The sequence below is a fragment of the Nitrospirillum amazonense genome (assembly GCF_029594735.1).
GTDB lineage: Bacteria > Pseudomonadota > Alphaproteobacteria > Azospirillales > Azospirillaceae > Nitrospirillum > Nitrospirillum amazonense.
The window spans coordinates 2,313,741-2,333,229 of sequence record NZ_JARPAF010000002.1; the positions used below are offsets into that span (position 1 = coordinate 2,313,741).

Annotated in this window: 16 protein-coding genes; 9 read left to right on the plus strand and 7 right to left on the minus strand. The window is 68.9% G+C overall.

Features of this window, described 5'->3' with window-relative positions; genetic code table 11:
* Window positions 1–573: a ubiquinol-cytochrome c reductase iron-sulfur subunit gene (gene petA, locus P5F91_RS16655; RefSeq protein ID WP_277907639.1), complete on the minus strand. Its 573-nt coding sequence runs from the start codon at window positions 571–573 to the stop codon at window positions 1–3.
* 290 nt (window positions 574–863) lie between these two features.
* On the opposite strand from petA, the gene P5F91_RS16660 reads away from it, so the two are divergent.
* Together P5F91_RS16660 and hemF are read left to right on the plus strand one after the other, a co-directional pair.
* Entirely contained in the window at window positions 864–1,373 is a 510-nt protein-coding gene (locus tag P5F91_RS16660) for a tRNA (cytidine(34)-2'-O)-methyltransferase (protein WP_277907640.1), read from the plus strand.
* 33 nt (window positions 1,374–1,406) lie between these two features.
* Complete coding sequence (gene hemF / locus P5F91_RS16665) at window positions 1,407–2,363, plus strand: oxygen-dependent coproporphyrinogen oxidase (protein WP_277907641.1); 957 nt, start codon at window positions 1,407–1,409, stop codon at window positions 2,361–2,363.
* A 342-nt stretch (window positions 2,364–2,705) separates the two neighbouring features.
* Here the strand turns inward: hemF and P5F91_RS16670 are convergent, their stop codons facing one another.
* On the minus strand, window positions 2,706–3,251 hold the full coding sequence (locus tag P5F91_RS16670; protein WP_145611428.1) for a CREC-EF hand family protein: 546 nt from the start codon (window positions 3,249–3,251) through the stop codon (window positions 2,706–2,708).
* 249 nt (window positions 3,252–3,500) lie between these two features.
* On the opposite strand from P5F91_RS16670, the gene P5F91_RS16675 reads away from it, so the two are divergent.
* From P5F91_RS16675 to P5F91_RS16685, 3 genes are all read left to right on the plus strand, one after another.
* Window positions 3,501–4,487, plus strand: coding sequence for a hypothetical protein (locus P5F91_RS16675; protein WP_277907642.1), 987 nt, complete (start codon window positions 3,501–3,503; stop codon window positions 4,485–4,487).
* 352 nt (window positions 4,488–4,839) lie between these two features.
* Window positions 4,840–6,411, plus strand: a complete 1,572-nt coding sequence (locus tag P5F91_RS16680) for an NAD(P)/FAD-dependent oxidoreductase (RefSeq protein WP_277907643.1) — start codon at window positions 4,840–4,842, stop codon at window positions 6,409–6,411.
* A 25-nt stretch (window positions 6,412–6,436) separates the two neighbouring features.
* A complete protein-coding gene (locus P5F91_RS16685) occupies window positions 6,437–6,877 on the plus strand; it encodes a c-type cytochrome (protein WP_277907645.1) in 441 nt (146 codons plus the stop codon).
* 139 nt (window positions 6,878–7,016) lie between these two features.
* On the opposite strand, the gene P5F91_RS16690 is transcribed toward P5F91_RS16685, so the two are convergent.
* From P5F91_RS16690 to P5F91_RS16700, 3 genes are all read right to left on the minus strand, one after another.
* Window positions 7,017–8,279 (minus strand): CCA tRNA nucleotidyltransferase, encoded by a 1,263-nt coding sequence (locus P5F91_RS16690; RefSeq protein WP_145611420.1) that lies wholly within the window; start codon window positions 8,277–8,279, stop codon window positions 7,017–7,019.
* Window positions 8,280–8,372: 93 nt separating this feature from the next.
* Window positions 8,373–9,029, minus strand: a complete 657-nt coding sequence (locus P5F91_RS16695) for a CoA pyrophosphatase (RefSeq protein ID WP_145611418.1) — start codon at window positions 9,027–9,029, stop codon at window positions 8,373–8,375.
* The gene (locus P5F91_RS16700; protein ID WP_145611416.1) at window positions 9,026–9,676 is read right to left on the minus strand and encodes a DUF1285 domain-containing protein; all 651 of its coding nucleotides are present in this window, start codon (window positions 9,674–9,676) and stop codon (window positions 9,026–9,028) included. Before P5F91_RS16700 ends, P5F91_RS16695 begins: the two co-directional genes overlap by 4 nt.
* Before the next feature lie 177 nt (window positions 9,677–9,853).
* On the opposite strand from P5F91_RS16700, the gene P5F91_RS16705 reads away from it, so the two are divergent.
* From P5F91_RS16705 to P5F91_RS16720, 4 genes are read left to right on the plus strand one after another with little or no spacing between them, the layout of a single operon-like run.
* Window positions 9,854–10,870 carry an AAA family ATPase gene (locus P5F91_RS16705; RefSeq protein ID WP_411861219.1) on the plus strand — a complete coding sequence of 339 codons (1,017 nt, stop codon included), beginning with the start codon at window positions 9,854–9,856 and terminating at the stop codon, window positions 10,868–10,870.
* Window positions 10,870–11,859, plus strand: a complete 990-nt coding sequence (locus tag P5F91_RS16710) for a DUF58 domain-containing protein (RefSeq protein ID WP_277907646.1) — start codon at window positions 10,870–10,872, stop codon at window positions 11,857–11,859. The genes P5F91_RS16705 and P5F91_RS16710 overlap by 1 nt, the downstream gene beginning before the upstream one ends.
* Window positions 11,859–14,615, plus strand: coding sequence for a DUF4159 domain-containing protein (locus tag P5F91_RS16715; RefSeq protein WP_277907648.1), 2,757 nt, complete (start codon window positions 11,859–11,861; stop codon window positions 14,613–14,615). The genes P5F91_RS16710 and P5F91_RS16715 overlap by 1 nt, the downstream gene beginning before the upstream one ends.
* Window positions 14,612–16,732: a hypothetical protein gene (locus tag P5F91_RS16720; protein WP_277907649.1), complete on the plus strand. Its 2,121-nt coding sequence runs from the start codon at window positions 14,612–14,614 to the stop codon at window positions 16,730–16,732. Before P5F91_RS16715 ends, P5F91_RS16720 begins: the two co-directional genes overlap by 4 nt.
* 37 nt (window positions 16,733–16,769) lie before the next feature.
* Here the strand turns inward: P5F91_RS16720 and P5F91_RS16725 are convergent, their stop codons facing one another.
* Entirely contained in the window at window positions 16,770–17,801 is a 1,032-nt protein-coding gene (locus P5F91_RS16725) for a hypothetical protein (RefSeq protein WP_145611410.1), read from the minus strand.
* A gap of 196 nt (window positions 17,802–17,997) precedes the next feature.
* Entirely contained in the window at window positions 17,998–19,218 is a 1,221-nt protein-coding gene (locus P5F91_RS16730; protein ID WP_246134438.1) for an EAL domain-containing protein, read from the minus strand.
* Window positions 19,219–19,489 lie beyond the last annotated feature (271 nt).

Sequence of the window (19,489 nt, forward strand, 5' to 3'; positions counted from 1 at the left end):
TTAGCCGATACGGATCGAAGTGTCGGTCTTGAACGCGTAGCTGGGCACTTCCAGGTTACGCGGCGCGGGACCCTTGCGGATGCGGCCGGATGTGTCGTAGACCGAACCATGGCAGGGGCAGAACCAGCCGCCGTACTCGCCGCGGGGATCGGAATTCTTCTGGCCCAGCGGGATGCAGCCCAGGTGGGTGCAGATGCCGACGACCACCAGCCATTCGGGCTTCTTCGCGCGGTCCGCGTCCTTCTGCGGGTCGCGCAGTTCGGAGACGTTCACGTCCGTGGCGGACTTGATTTCCTCGGGCGTCCGGTGGCGGATGAACACCGGCTTGCCCCGCCAGGTCACGGTGATGGACTGACCCACCTGCACCGGCGCCAGGTCCACGTCGGTGCTGGCCAGCGCCAGGGTGTCGGCCGCGGGGTTCAGGCTGTCGATGAAGGGCCAAACGGTGACGGCGGCGCCCACGACACCGGTCGCGGCGGCAGCCAAGTATATGAAATCGCGGCGCGAGGGATCCCCGCCGCTGTGAGAGCCGCTCCCCGGCCCGTGCCCGGCCATCTGGGTCGTGTCCGCCATACCAAGCTTCTCCTCGAAGTCAGGGGGCACCTGAAAACGCCCCGGCGCCCGCCTCACAAGGGTTTCCCAATGTTCTTATATCCTTACCCAAGCGGACCAGCCTTGCGCAGGCCCACGGCGAATAAGGTTGACGGCCGGCGTCTTGTCCGGTCGCGGTAAATCCATATACATGCCGCCTACGGCCTTGGGAAGCGTATGAATGTGGCCTCAACGCTATTCTTAGCTGCACAAGCGAAAGGTTTGGCGGCTTAAGAGCTAGTCTTTCCAATAACTTATCGGACTACTTTCCCGTGCGGATCGCCCTTTACCAACCCGACATCCCCCAGAACGCCGGAACCTTGATGCGCCTTGGCGCCTGCCTGAATGTGGGCATCGACATCATCGAGCCGTGCGGATTCGTTCTGGACGATAAACGCCTGCGCCGGTCGGGCATGGACTACCTGGAGGGTGTGGATCTGGTGCGCCATACCTCCTGGACTGCGTTCGAGACGCGTCGGCGGGCGAACGGTCAATCCCAGGGCGACGCAGGGCAGCCCTCCCCCGGGCGGGGCGGGTCCGTGCCCCGTCTGCTGCTACTGACCACCCGCGCAGCCCTGTGCTACACCGATTTCGTCTTCCAGCCGGACGACATCCTGCTGCTGGGCCGGGAATCAGCCGGTGTGCCGGAGGAGGTGCACACCGCCGCCGACGCCCGCCTCGCCATCCCCTTGCGCCCGGGCTTGCGCTCGCTCAACGTTGCCATGGCCGCCGCCATGGTGGTGGGCGAGGCCATCCGCCAGCTGGACGCCTGGCCCCGTTGACCTCTGGAACCTGCCTACCTGGAACCCCCATCGATGACCGACATTCCCCTGTCCTCGAGCCTTCTGTCCGCCGACGCGCTGGCCGGCGACGCCCCTCTGGCGGAGGAGCGCAAGGCCCGGGCATCCGCCTGGTTCCAGGATCTGCGCGACCGTATCTGCGCCGCCTTCGAGGCCATCGAGGATGAGGCCGCCGCCCTGCCCGCCTATGGCGATGGCGCACCGGGCCGGTTCGAACGCAAGGCCTGGGCCAGATCAACAGAAACGGGGCCGGATGCCGAGGGCGAGCACCACGGCGGTGGCGGCGTCATGTCGCTGATGCGCGGCCGGGTGTTCGAGAAGGTGGGCGTCAACATCTCCACCGTCCACGGCACCTTCTCCGAGGAATTCCGCGCCCAGATCCCGGGGGCGGCCACCACCGGCCGCTTCTGGGCCAGCGGCATCAGTCTGGTGGCGCACATGCGCAGCCCCCTGGTGCCCGCCGTGCACATGAACACCCGCCACCTGGTGACGGAGCAGGCCTGGTTCGGCGGCGGCGCCGACCTGACGCCCATGTTTCTGGACAGTGCCGAGACGGCGGAGGACGCCGCCACCTTCCACGCGGCGCTGAAGGCCGCCTGCGACGCGCATGGCGCCGACTACTACACCCGCTTCAAGGAGTGGTGCGACCGCTACTTCTTCCTGCCCCACCGCAACGAGCCGCGCGGCGTGGGCGGCATCTTCTACGACCGGCACGACACCGGCGACTGGGAGGCCGACTTCTCCTTCACCAAGGCCGTGGGTCAGGCCTTCCTGGATGTCTATCCCCTGATCGTGCGCCGGCGCCTGGGGATGCCCTGGACGGATGCGCAGCGCCACCACCAGCTGGTGCGCCGGGGCCGGTATGTGGAGTTCAACCTGCTGCACGACCGCGGCACCCTGTTCGGCCTGAAAACCGGCGGCAACATCGAGGCCATCCTGATGAGCCTGCCGCCGGAAGTTAAATGGCCGTAAGCGCAACCTGACCTGAGCGTACCACCCCAGCGGCAAGGCCGCTGGTAGCCCGCGACTGCGGGCGCCGGAGATTTCCGGGGAGCAAGGCGGACTGGAAATCGAGGACAAGGCAAGGACGCGGATGCGTCCGCCCGCCGTCTGAGGGCGAAAAACAAGGGCCCCGAGGACATCACCCCGGGGCCCGATAAAAAGAGCCGGTCGGCGGAAGGGGAAAGGAGGCCGCCATTCCACCCGTCGCGCCACACGACTAGCGCGCCGCCGACCGGCTGTACGGTGCCCTGTCTGAACGGGGGCGAGGGCTCCGCATCGCCCAGGCCCCAGGCACCGATAGGAATTCGAAACTCAGGGCGCCTTGCCAGCCTCGGCCGTCTTGTCGGACTGGGCCTTGTCCAGCAAGGGCTTGAAGGCGGCGGCCAGGGCCACGTCGGCCTGGTCCACCTTCTGGTCGCCGTTCTTGTCGTGGAAGCCGAACATGCGCCAGCCGGACGCCATGAACTCCTCCCGCGACATCTTCTGATCCCCATCCAGGTCAATGGCGACGAAGCGGATGTGGGTTTGCTTCAGTTGCTGGGCCTTGCGTTCCGGCGTCCCGTTCTCCTTGTTCAGCCGCGCCTCGAACTCGGCGGTGTATTCCGCCTCGCTCACCCAGCCGTCGCCGTTGGTGTCCAGCGCCGTGAACTGCCGGTCGCGCACCGCCTGGTATTCCTGGGCGGTGACCACGCCGTCGCCGTTCCGGTCATGCTCCTTGATGAAGCTGGCGATGTCGTGCGACGCGGCCCAAGCGACGCGAACAGGGGCCACACCGGTGGCCAGCAGCGCAGCGCCGACCAGCGTGGTCGCGGCGAAACGTGCGGGGCTGCGGGCAAAAGCGCGGCGGTTGGGGGCCATGATGGGGAAATCCTTGGAAATGGGTATCGATAACGGGTGCCGGCGTCCCACGCTGCCCCCACGCCGCGTCCCTCGGCGTCCGCAGCATCAGTAATGATAGTCATTCTCATTTGCAAGGAGAAAATTTGCGGTGCCGTGGTGGTCATGCCGCCCCTCCGCAAAAACGGCCTGCTATTCTTAAGAGAAAATCTAAGAGCAAAGCGCTCGTGTATACACCCTATAGCAAAGCAACCTTTGGGGGAGATATCCATGACAAGCCCAACCATCACCTACAACGACATCCTGCCGCCCAACTCCTTCGTGACCGGCATCCGCCAGGATGGCGGCGACGGACAGCCGGTCGTCCTGTCCGGCAATTACCAGCCGACCGGCGGCGGCAAGCCGCAGGCGATGCTGTATCGCGGGCCGCTATATCCCACGGACAGCAACGGCATCTTCCCGTTCTTGCCCGCCTTCCCTGGGCAGACCATCGTCACCTCGACCTTCTATGGCCCCAACACCGCCCTGTTCGACCCAAGCCTGGGTCAGGGCAACGTGCGGGCGGTGGGCAGCTACCAGTACGAGGAAGGCGGCAAGGGCGACCATGGCATGATCTACCAGGGGCCGCTGGACGGGTCAGGCACCTGGACCCAGATCGACGTGCCCGCCGACGTCGCCGGCGGCACCGTGGCCAACACCCTGGCGCACAGCACCATGGGCGACCTGGTGGTGGGCAATTACGACCTGGCGGGCAAGCCCGGTTCCGGCAACGGTTTCATCTACAACGTGGTGACCGGCACCTTTCAGGTGCTGGACATCGGTGCCCTGGCCACCCTGTACGGCATCTGGCAGAACGGCCCCAAGGACCCGGCCCCCTACACGCTGGCCGGCGGCTATAAGCAGGGACACGACCTGAACACCGGCCTGCTGGCAGACTACGACCCCGCCACCGGCGAACTCAGCCGCCTCACCGCGCTGTGCTATGAGGGCAAACCCGGCGTCGTCACCCATTTCGAGGGCATCAGCGGCGTACCCGGCGGTTATGCCCTAGCGGCCACCACCGACGCCGGCGGCGCGTTCGTCCATGTCGACCGCCTGGCCGATGGCGGCTTCGGTCCGGCGCGCTGGCTGGCCGCCGCCAACCCGGCCAGCACCAGCATCAGCACCGCCAACTCCATCCTGCGCAACAATCTGGTCGGCATCTACCACCCCGCCAGCGGCGGCGTGCAAAGCTACGTGGCCACGCTGGCGGACTGAGCCCCGGCTGAGTGGCGCCCAAGGGAGTGGCGCCCAGGGGAGTGGCGCCCATCGGATTGACAGCCCCGCCGGCCCATGCAACGCTGACTGGCCATCGGTTGATCACGGTTTCACCGGACCGGCGGGGCATCAAACAACGGGCACTTACGTCAACAAATTCAATCATCTGGCTGTGGAATCCGAAGTGTGCCTGCGCATCGCGCGCGGGACGGAACGGGTGTACCAATCATTTTCGGGCCAATTTTCGCAAGACCAGGGAACCGGCGCCGCCAAGGCCGCCGGAGCGATAAAACGGGGAGACTCGCCGCCCTTCAAAAATAATGGAGGCGGAACGGGCATGGGTTTTAGGGACATGAAAAGGCGCGACCTGCTGAGCCTGATCGGCACGGTGGCAGGCAGCGCCGTGATGTATCAGGCGGCCACCAGCCTGGGCCTGGCGGCGGAGACCACCTACAAGGGCCCCATCAAGCTGGACGGTGACGCGAAGGGCGCGTCCATCCTGATCCTGGGCGCCGGCGTGGCCGGCCTGGTGGCGGCGATCGAGCTGCGCAAGGCGGGGTACAAGGTCCAGGTGCTGGAGTACCGGGAGAAGGCCGGCGGCCGCAGCTGGTCCCTGCGCGGCGGCGATACCTACACCGAGCTGGGCGGCTTCAAGCAGACGGTGGGCTTCGACCCGGGGCTGTACATCAACCCCGGCCCCTGGCGCATCCCCTACCACCACCGCGCCGTGCTGGATTACTGCCACCGCTACGGCGTCGCGCTGGAGCCGTTCAACCAGGTCAACTACAACGCCTATCTCCATTCCGCCAAGGCCTACGGCGGCAAGCCGCAGCGCTTCCGGGAGATCCAGGCCGACTATCACGGCCATGTGGCGGAGCTGCTGGCCAAGCTGACCCACCAGAACGCCCTGGACGGCACGGTCACCAAGGAAGACCAGGAAAAGCTGCTGGAATCGCTGCGTGCCTGGGGCGGGCTGGACAAGAATTACGCCTATGCCGCCAGCCTGGACTCCAGCAACGTGCGCGGCTACGAGAAGGCGCCCGGCGGCGGCGTGAACGGCGCGCCGGTGCCCTCCACCCCCGCCAGCCTCAGCGACGTCATGCAGGGCGGCCTGTGGCGTTTCCTGGGCATGGGCCTGAGGGATGAGTTCCAGTCCACCATCTTCCAGCCGGTGGGCGGCATGGACCAGTTCCCCGCCGCCCTGGCGCGGCAGGTGAAGGACCTGATCCGCTTCAACACCAAGGTGACGCAAATCCACCAGGACGACCACGGCGTCACCGTCACCTATACCGACACCGTGAAGGGCGGCGCGCCGCAGACGGCCAAGGCCGACTGGTGCCTGTGCACCATCCCCCTGTCGGTGCTGAGCCAGATCAAGCTGAACGTAGGGCCCAAGATGGCGAACGCCATCAGCGCCGTGCCCTATGAGGCCGCCGCCAAGGTGGGCCTGCAGTTCAAGCGCCGCTTCTGGGAACAGGACGAGGCCATCTACGGCGGCATCAGCTTCACCGACCTGCCCATCGCCATGATCGGCTACCCCAACAGCGGCTATGGCAGCCCGGGCAAGGGCGTGCTGCTGGGCACCTACGTCTTCGGCGCCTATGCCATGGAATACACCGCCATGCCGCCGGAGGAGCGTATCAAGCGCGCCCTGGCGTATGGCGCCCAGATCCATCCGCAATACGCCAAGGAATTCGACACCGGCGTGGCCGTGGGCTGGCATCGCGTGCCCTGGACCCTGGGCTGCCACGCCTCATGGACCGAGGAGACGCGGGCCGCGCATTACCAGGACCTGTGCCAGGTGGACGGGCGAATCGCCCTGGCGGGCGAGCATGCCAGCTACATCACCGGCTGGCAGGAGGGGGCGGTCCTGTCCTCCCTCGACGCCGTCACCCGCCTGCACCAGCGGGTCGTGACGGCCTGACGCCCCCTATCCCGAGAGGCAATCCATGACGATCTTCAAGTCTTTCACGGTCAAGGCAGCCGGCCTGACGGCGCTGCTAACCGGCCTTTATGTCGCGGTGGGGGGCCTGTCCCACCCGGCCCGCGCCCAGGCGTCGGACGCCAGCTCCGCCGCCTTCGCCAGCCCCCGCCATTTCGGCCAGAAGGACGGCGCCGCGCTGTACCAGGCCATCTGCCAGGGCTGCCACATGCCGGACGCCAAAGGCGCCACTGGCGCCGGCACCTACCCCGCCCTGGCCGGCAACCCCAACCTGGAGGCGGCGGGCTATCCCGTCGCCATGGTGGTGCACGGCCAGAAGGCCATGCCCCCCATCGGGGAGTTCCTGGATGACGACCAGGTGGCGGCGGTGGTGAACTACGTCCGTACCCACTTCGGCAACCACTACACCGACGCGGTCACGGCGGCCGATGTGAAGGCGGCCAGATAGGCATCCCCTCAATCGCCAGGCGCCAGCATTCGCTGGCTTGGCTATCCTCCCTTTCCGGTCCACTTCGTTCCCCGGAAAGGTCCGGCGGCCACGGTCGCGGCCTACAGCGGCATGAGCGGTAAGGCTCATGCCGCTGCCATCAACTCCCGCTCGGCGACGATGGTGATTGAAACAGCCGCCGCTCCAGCTCCGCCAGGCAGGCGTCGCGGTCGGGCTGGAAGTCGTGGGCGATCCACCAGCGCTCCAGCTCGCCCATCAGGCGGCCAACCTCCGGCCCCGGGGCCTGACCCCTATCCAGGATGTCCTGGCCGCGCAAGGGGAAGGGGATTTCCTGCCAGGCCGACGCCTCGGCCAGGGGCTCGAACAGCTCGAAGGCCGGCGTGCCCATGGCGGCCGCCGACAGCAGCAGCACGGCGCGGTAAATCTCCGGCCCCAGGCGGTGCAGGGCGATGCGCCGCGACTTGAACGGCAGGTCGGGGTGCACGTCCACCGCCGGGGCGGCGATGGCCGCCAGCCGGTCGCGCTGGAAGTTGGAGAAGCGCAACCGGTCGGCCACCGCCTCCGCCGCGCTGTGGGCCAGGGGGCCGGCCGGCAGCAGCGCCGCCAGGCGGGCCAGCGGCTCCGTCTCCCCCACCATCCATTCCAGGCGGTCCAGCGCCGCCAGGCGGTCCACCGCCACGGCCTGGGGCAGGACATGCTCCATGATCCCCTGATCGACCATGATGCGCCAGACGTCGGCGGCGCGGTCCGTGGCCAGCAGCTTCAGCAGCTCTTCCCGCACGCGCTCCCCTGACAGGCCGCCGACCAGAGGGGCCAGGCGGGTACAAGCGTCCAGCGCCGCCGCGTCCGGCGGGCCCTTGCCCAGGCGGGCGTAGAAGCGGAAGAAGCGCAGCAGGCGCAGCACGTCCTCGCGGATGCGGGTCTCGGCGTCGCCGATGAAGCGCACGCGCCCCGCCGTCAGGTCGGGCACGCCGCCGAAGGGGTCGTACAGCTCGCCATCCACGGTCAGCGACATGGCGTTGAAGGTGAAGTCACGGCGGGCGGCATCGGCCAGCCAGTCGTCGGTGAAGGCCACCCGCGCGCTCCGCCCGAACGTCTCCACATCCTGGCGCAGGGTGGTGATCTCGAACGTCTCGTTGCCGATGATGGCGGTGACGGTGCCATGCTTCAGGCCGGTGGGCACGACGCGGATGCCGTCGGCCTTGAGCCGGCGCATCACCTCCTCCGGCGGCAGGGGGGTGGCGATGTCGATGTCGGCCGCCTGGATTTCCAGCAGGCAATCCCGCACGCAGCCACCGACGAATCGCGCCTCCTGCCCGGTGCGCATCAGGGACTGTAGGACACGGCGGCTGGCCACGGAAGCCAGCGGGCCCGTGGGCACCAGGGAGCGGACGGAGGTCATGACGCCTTAAGGTTGTATTTTATCGCAATTTTATCAAGGATCCGCGCTCCCGGCAACGGCTGCGCCCAGGATACGGGCGGCCCGGCACGGGCATCAGCCGGGCAGTCCCAGCACCTCGCACAGGTTCACCAGCATCCCCGCCGTGGCGCCCCAGATGTAGCGGTCGTTGTAGGGGAAGACCCAGAAGTGCCGGAGGGCGCCCTTGAACTCGCGGGACTGCCGCTGGCGGCTGCCGGGATCCAGGATGAAGCTGAGCGGCACCTCGAACACTTCCTGCACCTCGAACGGGTCGGGCTGCAGGAAAAACGGCGGGTTGACCAGCCCCACCACCGGCACCACGCGGAAGCCGGTGCGGGTGTAGTAGGTATCCAGCCGACCGACCACCTCCACCTGGGTGGGGGCCAGCCCCACCTCCTCCTCAGTCTCGCGCAGCGCGGTGGCGATGGCGTCGGTGTCCTCAGGCTCCACCCGGCCGCCGGGGAAGCTGATCTGGCCGCCATGGGCCGCCAGGTGGGCGCTGCGCTGGGTCAGCAGCACGGTCATGCCCTCCGGCCGGTCAACCAGGGGCACCAGCACGGCCGCGTCGCGCACCGTCGGTGGCGGATCGAACACGCCGCCAACATCCACCTCGTTGCCGTCGCGGTCCCCCCGGGCGCCGATGCCCGGCCCCTCGAACGCGAAGGCCCCCTCGTGCCGGCCCCCTTGGGGGCCTTGGGCGAAAGCGCGGCGGATCGCCGCCGCCGCCGTCATGCCGGCTCCAACCGGAAGAACACGCCTTGGCTCCATACCCCGGCCGGGCCGTATCCCCCCACCGGGCCGTCGCCCCCTGCGGCCCCCTCTGCCGCCAAGGCCATGTCGGCCAGCTCATAGAACACCGGGCGGTTCAAGCGCGCCTCCAACCCGCGGCCGATGTCGCCGCGCACGTGAATGTAGGGGCTGGGCTCCCCCGTCGCCGGATCGATCGCCACCCGAATCGGATGCTCCGCCCCGGCCGTTACCCAGTGGTCCAGGTTGGTGCGGAAGGACAGGGCCTGGCCCCGCCCCTCGCCCTCGCGCCGCATCTCTACCGCCACGAAGGGCGCGTCATCCACCCGGATGCGGCCCCGCTCCGCCGGGGTGATGAGCCAATAGTCCCCCGCCTCGTCCCGCCGAAGGACGGTGGAGAACAGCTTGACCAGGGGCAGCCGGCCAATGGGGCTGCCGTGGTAAAACCAGGTGCCGTCGCGGGCGATGCGGATGTCGTAGCCTTCATCCGGCCGGGTGTCGGGCGCACCGTCGCCGGGCGCGCGCGCCGCGCGCAGGCCGGCCAGATCGGCGGGACCTTCCGAGGCGGTGGCGGGTTTGTCCGCGGCGTCCTGGCCGGTTCCAGGACCGGCATCGGGCTTGCTTTCCGTCATGACGCAATCAACCATCAAGCCAAAAGGTCCGCCCCATCAGCCTATCGGCCGATGCGGGGGGACCGGAAATTTTTCCGATTTCGGCCACAAAGCTAGCATAAAGGGGGCTGGCATAAAGGCCCGGAGCCGGCGTTCTGGCATCGCTGGTGAACAATTGCACTCTTGGGAGACCCCGCGTTGAGCATCACCGACCTGCCCCGTGACCAGGTTTACCCGGATGCGAGCCTGGCTTTGGACATCGAAAACACGGGCCTGAAGCTGGCCAGCGTGCGCGCCATGATCGGCCAGGCCATCTTCGGTCAGGAAGAGGTGATCGACCTCAGCCTCGTCACCCTGCTGGCGGGCGGTCACCTATTGCTGGTGGGCGTGCCGGGCCTGGCCAAGACCCGCCTGGTGGAAACTCTGGGCATCGTGCTGGGCCTGGACGAACGCCGGGTGCAATGCACCCCCGACCTGATGCCCGCCGACATCCTGGGCTCCGAAGTGCTGGAGGAGGGGGAGCACGGCCGCCGCGCATTCCGCTTCATTCCCGGCCCCGTCTTCGCCCAGCTGCTGATGGCGGATGAGATCAACCGCGCCAGCCCGCGCACCCAGTCGGCCCTGCTGCAGGCCATGCAGGAAGGCCGGGTTTCGGTGGCGGGGCAATATCATCCCCTGCCCCGCCCCTTCCATGTGCTGGCGACCCAGAACCCGCTGGAGCAGGAGGGCACATATCCCCTGCCGGAGGCCCAGCTGGACCGATTCCTGCTGCAGGTGGACGTCACCTATCCCGAGCGTGACGCCGAACGGCTGATGATGATCGCCACCACCGGCGCCACCGCCGCCGCCGTGCGGCCGGTGCTGACGGCGGCGGAACTGCAGGCGGCGCAGGAGCTGGTGCGCCGGGTGCCGGTGGGCGACAGCGTGGTCGACGGCATCCTGGACTTGGTGCGCAGCGGCCGGCCGGAGACCAGCGACGTGGCGGAGGTGCGCCGCCACGTGGCCTGGGGCCCCGGCCCCCGCGCCGCCCAGGCCCTGATGCTGGCCAGCCGCGCCCGGGCCCTGATGGATGGGCGCTACACCCCCTCCCTCGACGACGTTGTGGCCCTGGCCAAACCGGTGCTGCGCCACCGCATGGCGCTGAACTTCAGCGCGCGGGCCGAGGGCGTCACACTGGACGCCGTCATCGACCGCCTGTGCGCGCCGCTGGCCTGATGTCCCCCAAGGCTCCCCAGAATCCAACGGATCCCGCGCCGGCGGCCAGCCGCCTGCGTGACCGCGCCGACGCCCTGGCCCAGCGCCTGCCGCCGCTGCTGGTGGCGGCGGAGAGGGTGGCCGCCGCGGTGACGCCCGGCCTGCACGGCCGCCGCCGCGTGGGCACGGGCGAGGCGTTCTGGCAGTTCCGCCGCTATCAGCAGGGCGACGACACCGACCAGATCGATTGGCGCCAGTCGGCCAAGGGCGATCATGTCTATGTGCGGGAAAACGAGTGGGAGGCGGCGCAGACCGTCTGGCTGTGGCGCGACGCCGGCCCGTCCATGGACTGGCGGTCGGACCGTGAGCTGCCGCTGAAGCGGGAGCGCGCCGACCTCTTGGCCCTGGCCCTGGCCTGCCTGCTGGTGCGCGGTGGCGAGCGCGTGGGCCTGATGGGCGGTCCCCGCCCGCTGCCCGGCCGCCCGGCGCTGGAGCCCCTGGCCCTGGCGCTGACGCGGCCCCCCTCCGCCCCGCCGCCACCGGTGCCACCGGCCCAGCCCCTGGCCCGTCACGCGCGGTTGGTGGTGATGGGCGACCTGCTGGCGCCGCTGGAGGACATTCAGGCGGCGGTCGCCTTCCATGCCGGGCATGGCGTGCGCGGCCACCTGCTGCAGATCCTGGATCCGGCGGAAGAGACCCTGCCTTATGAAGGCCGGGTAGAATTCCGTGCCGTCCATGGCGCGGTGGAGGGTGAGCACCGCCTGCTGGTGCCCCGGGTGGACGGTCTGCGCGGCGCCTATCAGGAGCGGCTGGCCGCCCACCGTGGCGGCCTGGCCCAGATCGCGCGGGCCAGCGGCTGGTCCTTCTCCCTGCACCACACCGACAAGCCGCCGCAGACGGCGCTGCTAGGCCTGTGGGGCGCCTTGTCGCAGGAAAGCGTTAGGACCGCGGCCGCCCATTCCGGCGTTACCCACGCGCCCGCCAATTGGACAAACGAGGGGGGCGCCTGATGGCCTTCGCCAGCCCGCTGGTGCTGTGGGCCCTGGTTCTGCTGCCAGGCCTGTGGTGGCTGTTGCGCCTGACGCCACCCGCCCCCAAGCGCGTCACCTTCCCGGCCTTGCGCCTGCTGCTGGGCCTGACCGCGAAGGAAGAGACGCCCGCGCGCACGCCCTGGTGGCTGCTGGTGCTGCGCCTGGCCCTCTGCGCGTTGCTGATCATCGGCCTGGCCCGGCCGTTGCTGCACCCCGATGCCACATCCGTCGCGGGCACCGCCCCCTTGCTGCTGGTCGTGGACACCGGCTGGGCCGCCGGCCGCGACTGGCCGGAGCGGCAGCAGGCGCTGGACCGGCTGGTGACCCAGGCGGAACGCCAGGACCGCCCCGTCCTGCTGCTGGCCACCGCCGCCGGCGCCGGTGGTGAAGCGCCACAGGTTCAGGGTCCCATGAGCGCCACGGCCGCGCGCCGGCTGGTGCAGGCCCTGGCACCGCAACCCTGGCCCGGCGACCGCGCCGCGGCCCTGGCCGCCTTGGACACCGCCCAGAAGAGCGGCCCGCTGGCCGGGATCGCCGCCGACAGCTATTGGCTGGCCGATGGCCTGAACGACGGCAGCGTGGCAGCCCTGGCCGGCCGCCTGCGTGCCCTGGGCCGCGTCACGGTGATGACGGCCGGCGCCGACCATGGCCCGCTGCTGCTGCGGGCGCCGAATAACGACGGGGGCACGCTGATGGTGCCGGTGGAACGGGCCGAAGGGGCCCAGGCCCAGCCCATCGCCGTCGAGGCGCTGGGTGAGGACGGCCGCGCCCTGGGCCGGGCGGAAGGCATCTTCGCCCCCGGCCAACGCCAGCTGACCCTGCCCCTGACCCTGCCCGGGGAGTTGCGCAACGCCGCCGTCCGTCTGCACCTGGAGGAGCGCGCGGGCGTGGGCGCCAGCCTGCTGCTGGACGATCGCTGGCGCCGCCGCCCCGTGGGCCTGGCCACCGCCGGCCCCGGCGGCGACAACCAGCCCCTGCTGTCCAGCCTCTATTACCTGGACCGGGCCCTGGCCCCCTATGCCGAGGTGCGGCGCGGCACCATCTCCGCGCTGCTGGACGGTGGCGTCGCCATCCTGGTGCTGCCCGACAGCGGCGCCCTGACCGACAGCGACACCGCCCGCCTGGCCCGCTGGATAGACCAAGGCGGCGTGCTGGTGCGCTTTGGCGGCACCCGCCTGGCCCATGAGGCGGAGCCCATCGGCGCTGAGACCCTGTTGCCCGTGCGCTTGCGCGGCGGCGACCGTTCGCTAGGCGGCGCCCTGTCCTGGACCACACCCGCTCACCTGGCCCCCTTCGACGACAAGAGCCCCTTCGCCGGCCTATTGGTGCCGCCCGACGTGACCGTGAGCCGCCAGGTATTGGCGGAACCCGGGCCGGACATGGGCGACAAGGTCTGGGCGCGGCTGGAGGACGGCACGCCCCTGGTGACGGGCGAGCGGCGGGGCAAGGGCTGGCTGGCGCTGGTGCACACCAGCGCCGACCCCGCCTGGTCCAACCTGGCGCTGTCGGGCCTGTACGTCGACATGCTGCGCCGCCTGGTGGCCCTCAGCGACGGTTTGCCCGGCGGCATCGGCGGCAATGCCGGCGGCGCCCTGCCGCCCCTGTCGCTGCTGGACGGCCAGGGCAGGCTGATCGCCCCCTCCGCCGTGGCCCAGCCGCTGGAGCCGGAGGGCAAGGATGAGGCCGCCGGCACCCCGGTGGGGCCGCTGCACCCGCCGGGCTATTACGGCGTGGGCGACCGGCGCCGCGCCTTGAACCTGGCCGGGTCCGTGGCGCCATTGGTACCCATGGAGCCGCTGGCCGGTGTCGCCTACCAGGGCTTCGGCGGCACGCGGGAGACGGACCTGCGTCCCTGGTTCCTGGGGGCAGCGGCGGCCCTGTGGGTGGCCGACCTGTTCCTGTCGCTGCTGGTCCGCGGCCTGCTGCCCACCTCACTGCGTCCAAACAGGCGTTGGCGCCAGGGGGCGGCGGCGGTCGCGCTGGCGCTGGCAACGGTGCTGGCCGCCCCGCGCGGGCATGCCGCCACGCCGGACGATGAGATCGTGAAGGCCACCACCGCCAACTGGCTGGCCTATGTCGAGACGGGCGACCGCGCCGCCGACGCCACCACCAAGGCCGGCCTGCTGGGCCTGGGCGAGCAATTGAACCGCCGCACGGCGGTGGAAGTGGCGGGCGCCATGAGCGTGAACGTGGAAAAGGATGATCTGGCCCTGTTCCCCCTGCTGTACTGGGTGGTGACGCCGGGCCAAACCGCCCTGTCCGACGCGGCGGTGGCCAAGCTGAACCAATACCTGCACGCCGGCGGCATGATCCTGTTCGACACCCGCGACCAGGGCGCCCCGGACGCCGGCATCCAGGCGCGCCTGCGCGACCTGACCCACGGCCTGGACATCCCGCCCCTGGCCCCGGTGGGGCCGGAGCACGTGCTGGGCCGCACCTTTTTCCTGATGCAGGACTTCCCCGGCCGCCAGGCGGGGGGCCAGGTATGGGCGGAAGCCTCCGAGGGACGTGTGAACGATGGCGTCTCACCCGTGCTGGTGGGCGGTAACGACTGGGCCGGCGCCTGGGCCATCGACGGCCAGGGCCGGCCGCTGAACGCCGTGGTGCCGGGCGGGGAGCGCCAGCGCGAGATGGCCTACCGCTTCGGCATCAACCTGGTGATGTACGCCCTGACCGGCAATTACAAAGCCGACCAGGTGCACGTGCCGGCCATCCTGGAGCGGCTGGGCCAATGATGAACCTGTTCGCCGGCCTCAGCATCAGTTTTGAACCCTTGCTGCCCGCGTGGCTGCTGATCCTGCTGGGGGCGCTGTCGCTGCTGGGCCTGGCACTCATGGCCTGGCGCAGGGCGCGCGGCCTGACCTGGCGCTTGGCCACCCTGGCGGCGCTGGCCCTGCTGTTGCTGGACCCCGCGCTGGTGCGGGAGGACCGCCACCCGCTGAAGGACGTGGCCGTGGTGGTGGTCGACACCTCCGCCAGCCAGAACGTGGGCCACCGCAAGGAGCGCACGGATGCCGCCCTGGCCGCCCTCAAGGCCAAGCTGTCCCAGGTGCCCGACCTGGACCTGCGGGTGGTGGAGACCGGCACCTCCACCGCCGGCGGCAAGGGGGAGGAGACGCGGGCCATCGACGCCCTGACCCAGGCTGTGGCCGACGTGCCCCGCCGCCGCCTGGCCGGCGCCATCCTGCTGACCGATGGCCAGGTGCACGACGTGCCGGAAAAGCCGGAGAGCCTGGCCGACCTGGGCCCCGTGCACACGCTGCTGACGGGTGAGCATGGCGAGGGCGACCGCCGGCTGGTGCTGGTGCGCGGCCCCAGCTACGGCATCGTCGGCAAGACGGTCACAGCCACCGTGCGGGTGGAGGATCTGCCGGCGGGAAAGGGTGCGGACAGTGCCCTGCTGACCATTCGCCAGGACGGCCAGCCCGAGCGCCAGGTGCCGGTGCCGGTGGGGGAGGACGTTCCCCTGACCATCACCGTGGGCCATGGCGGCCCCAATCTGCTGGAACTGTCGGTCAACGCCGGCCCGGCCGAGCTGTCCATGGCCAACAACCGCACCGCCTTCATCGTCAATGGCGTGCGTGATCGGTTGCGCGTACTGCTGGTGTCGGGCGAGCCGCACGCGGGCGAGCGCACCTGGCGCGACCTGCTGAAGGCAGACCCGGCGGTGGATCTGGTGCACTTCACCATCCTGCGCTCGCAGGAGAAGTCCGACAGCACGCCCATCCGCGAGCTGTCGCTGATCCAGTTCCCCATTCGCGAACTGTTCGAGGTGAAGCTGAACGACTTCGACCTCGTCATCTTCGATCGCTATCGCCAGCGCAATGTCCTGCCCATGGGCTATCTGGCCAACATCGCGGAATATGTGCGCAATGGCGGCGCCTTCCTGGAGGCCAGCGGCCCCGCCTACGCCACGCCGCTGTCGCTGTACCGCACGCCGCTGGGCGAGATCCTGCCGGGCGAGCCCACGGGCACCGTGACGGAACAGCCCTACACCCCCACCCTGACCGAGGCCGGCCGCCGCCATCCAGTCACGGCCGGCCTGGACGGTTATGGCGAGACGGCGCCGGCTCAGGGAAACCAGCAGAAAGCCCCCTGGGGACGCTGGTTCCGCCAGATCGACATCGTGCCGCGCCAGGGCACGGTGGTGATGAACGGCGCCAACAACCAGCCGCTGGTGGTGCTGGACCGCGTGGGCAAGGGACGCGTAGCCCAGATCGCGTCCGACCATATGTGGCTATGGTCGCGCGGCTTTGAGGGCGGCGGCCCGGCGGCGGAACTGCTGCGCCGCCTGGCCCACTGGCTGATGAAGGAGCCGGCGCTGGAGGAAGACGACCTCAAGGCGCACGTCGACGGCGATCGCCTGGTGGTGGAACGCCGCTCGTTGAGGCCGGATGCCGACCCGGTGGAAGTACGATCCCCCGGCGACGCCGTCACCACCCTGCCCCTGGCCGACAGCCCCGACGGCGTCGCGCGCGGCAGCCTGGAGGCGACCGAGCCCGGCCTGTGGCGGGTGAAGGATGGCGACCGCACCGCCCTGGCCGTGGTGGGCGCCCTGAACCCGCCGGAACTGGCCGACATGCGCACCACCCCCGACCGCCTGGCCCCGCTGGCCAAGGCCACCGGCGGCGGCGTGTTCTGGCTGGTGGACGGATCCGGTGCTGGCGGCCTGCCTGACCTTCGCCGGGTCAGTCCCGGCCAGAGTGCCGCCGGCGGTAGCTGGCTGGGCCTGCGCGCCAACGGCGACTACACCGTCACCGGCGTCGCCCGCGTGCCCCTGGTGCCCGCCTGGCTGGCGCTGCTGGTCCTGGCCGCCCTGCTGGTCCTGGGCTGGCGCCGCGAGGGTCGCTGAAGCGGTTGATCAGCGTAAACGCCTCACGCACCCCGCCTCACGCACCCCGTTGCCAGACCTTGGTCACCAGGAAGTGCTGGGCCAGGAACTGATAGGTCTTCTTCAGGCGCGCCTCCAACTCGGGGCCGCGTTCCAGCGGTTCGCCGTCCCAGGCATAGATCATGTCGTCCCACAGCATCAGGCGGGTGTGCAGCTCATCGCGCATGCGGCGGATGAAGGCCACCTGGCTGTCGTAGGATTTCAGCACCGCCATGATCTCGCTGGTCTGGGCATCCAGCTGGCCGAAGATGTCCTCGAAATCCAGGATGGGCTGCTTGACCAGGGCCATCATGCGCGTCATGTCGGCCTGCAACTGGCGGTCGGTCTTATAGATGCGGCCGGCCTGGGCCACGCCGGCGATGATCTGCTGCACCTGGCCGTAACGGTCGCGTAGTGCCTCGATATAAGACAGCTCGCGGGCGATCGACTCGACCTTGTCCACGATCTCCTGCTTGCGGTCATCGGGCAGGCCGAAGCGGCGGGCCAGTTCGCTGAAGGCCTGCTGGGCGCGCTGCTTGGTCTGCGGATCCTCCACCACCTGTTCCAGCTGACCGCGGTCGGTGACCAAGGTTTCCTTGCCCGTGATCCAGGACACCAGCTGCACGGTGATTCGGCCGCGCGCGATCTGCAGGTGGCTATCTTCCACCCGCCAGGACGCGCTGCCGTCCAGCAGTTCGCGCGGGATGCTGTCGCCAGGCCGGATGGTCTTGACATATTTCAGGCCACGCTCGACCACGCCCAGCAGGGTGGCGTCGGCGCTGTTGTCGTCGATGCCGAAGGCTTCGCGCAGGGTGCGGAAGGGTATCTTGCCCCACACGTCGCCCAGCTGGACGTTGTAGACGGCCTCATTGGTGTCGCGGGTGAAGGAGAAGAAGGCGCCGGGGACAGCGAAGACCTTGTTCTCGAACATGAAATGCGTGCTGCGGCTGGCCTCTGCCTCATCCGAGGCGGCACGCGACGCACCCGCGGCACCGTCGCCAGCGCCTTCCTCGGCCGCGGCCGCCTGCACCGGATAGTCACGTCCCAACATCGTCTCCGGTCAGTTCCGCCCGACACGCCGTCCTGATATCAGCCTGCGGGAACGACCCTGCGCTCCCCGGCTGCAACCGGATGGCCCCCTGGCAGAAGGTGACACAGATGCCGGCCCGGCGATAACCTCATTTTAATGAGGCAAGCTTACCAGGTAGTTAAGTCGGCGGCGGCATTGGCTGACCGGGCTTACCCTATCAGTCGTCATTCATCACCTGCGCCGTCTTCAGCGCGTCCCGCACCAGGACGCTCTTGCGCAGGATGTTGTCGATGACGCGGCCCTGCACCAGGCTGATGCCCATCTTCTCGGCCCAGATGAGGCCGGAGACGGTGCCGCAGCGGGCCAGGATGTAGCGGCAGTTCTCCTGCTGCCGCACCTTTTCCTGCAGCGCCTCGATCTCCTCCTCCGTCATGCTTTCCATGTCGGGGGACCAGATGATCTTGGCGTAATCGCAGGCCATGTATTCCAGGTCCATGTGCGTGACCCAGAAGTCGTTCAGTCCGTCGATGCAGATCTTGTAGCCACGGGTGGCGGCGAAATCGACGACCTCCTTGTACATCGAGACGTTCTCGATCAGGTCGGTCTTGTTGATTTCAAGGACGACGTTGCCGCGCAGGTCGGTCGTCAACCGCTCATCGAACTTCACGAAGCTGGCTGACAGGATGGTGGCCAGGTTCAGGTTCAGGCCCAGCCGCTTGCCGCGCAGGAAGTCCACGCCGTAGTTCAGCGCGCGCAGGACCGACAGGTCCAACTGCGAAGTGAAATAGCTGAACAGCCAGCGGTTGGCGGTGATGTCGAACTCGGGCGACAGCCGCTCTTCCAGCGCCTTGATGGCGATGTAAAGCTCGAAATACTCGTACTCGTTCTCGGTGGGGTTCTGGATGTTCACCACCGGCTGGTTCAGCATGAAGGGCGACAGGTCGAACATCTGCACGGCGCGTTCGATCTTACCCAGTTCTTCCAGCGTGATGGGGGGCTTGGTCTGCTCGACCGGCGCGTCGCCGCCCTCGCCCTTCTGCAGGCCTTCAATGAAGCGGATGACGCTCACGAAGTTGAGCGACAGCTCCATGATCGAATAGAGGCTGTCTTCCCGGTAGGGGTTCTGCTTCGTCATCGTCGTGCGCGACAGCAGCAGCTTTTCGATCTTCGAGCAGACGTCGCTTATCAGCGAGAACTTGATGCCCTTGTACAGGACGATGACGTCGTCGTTGGACAGGTTGAAGACCTGCAGGTACGACGAATTGTCCGCCGTTTCCTGCATTGCGCGTTTGATGGACATGAGGTCCAGGTTGCTCTTGTCCTTCAGCAGGGACAGATGCAGGTGGATGAGACGCAGGCCCTGCAGTTCCCGCTTGGCGGACTGCAGCAGGGTCAACAGCTTCTGATCGTCGTATTCCGGCTTTTCAGGCAACGCCACCGGACGTTCGCCGGGCTTTACCCGGACCCAATCCCGTTTCGGCGCATTCGGACGATTCATCTCATCTCCGCAACCGGATGCTCCCAAGGCTCCGGGCAACAACTAGGACGGGCAAATTTTCCACTGTGGACCGGGCCCACGCCCTTGAGCCCCAAGCAACCCGAAACCCCGTCATCCGCAGGCGCCCGCAGGATGGGGCCACACCGCCACCGCGTCCTCCGGGCCATCCGCGTACAACCTTCCCTGACAGGATATCATGGCCGATACATTG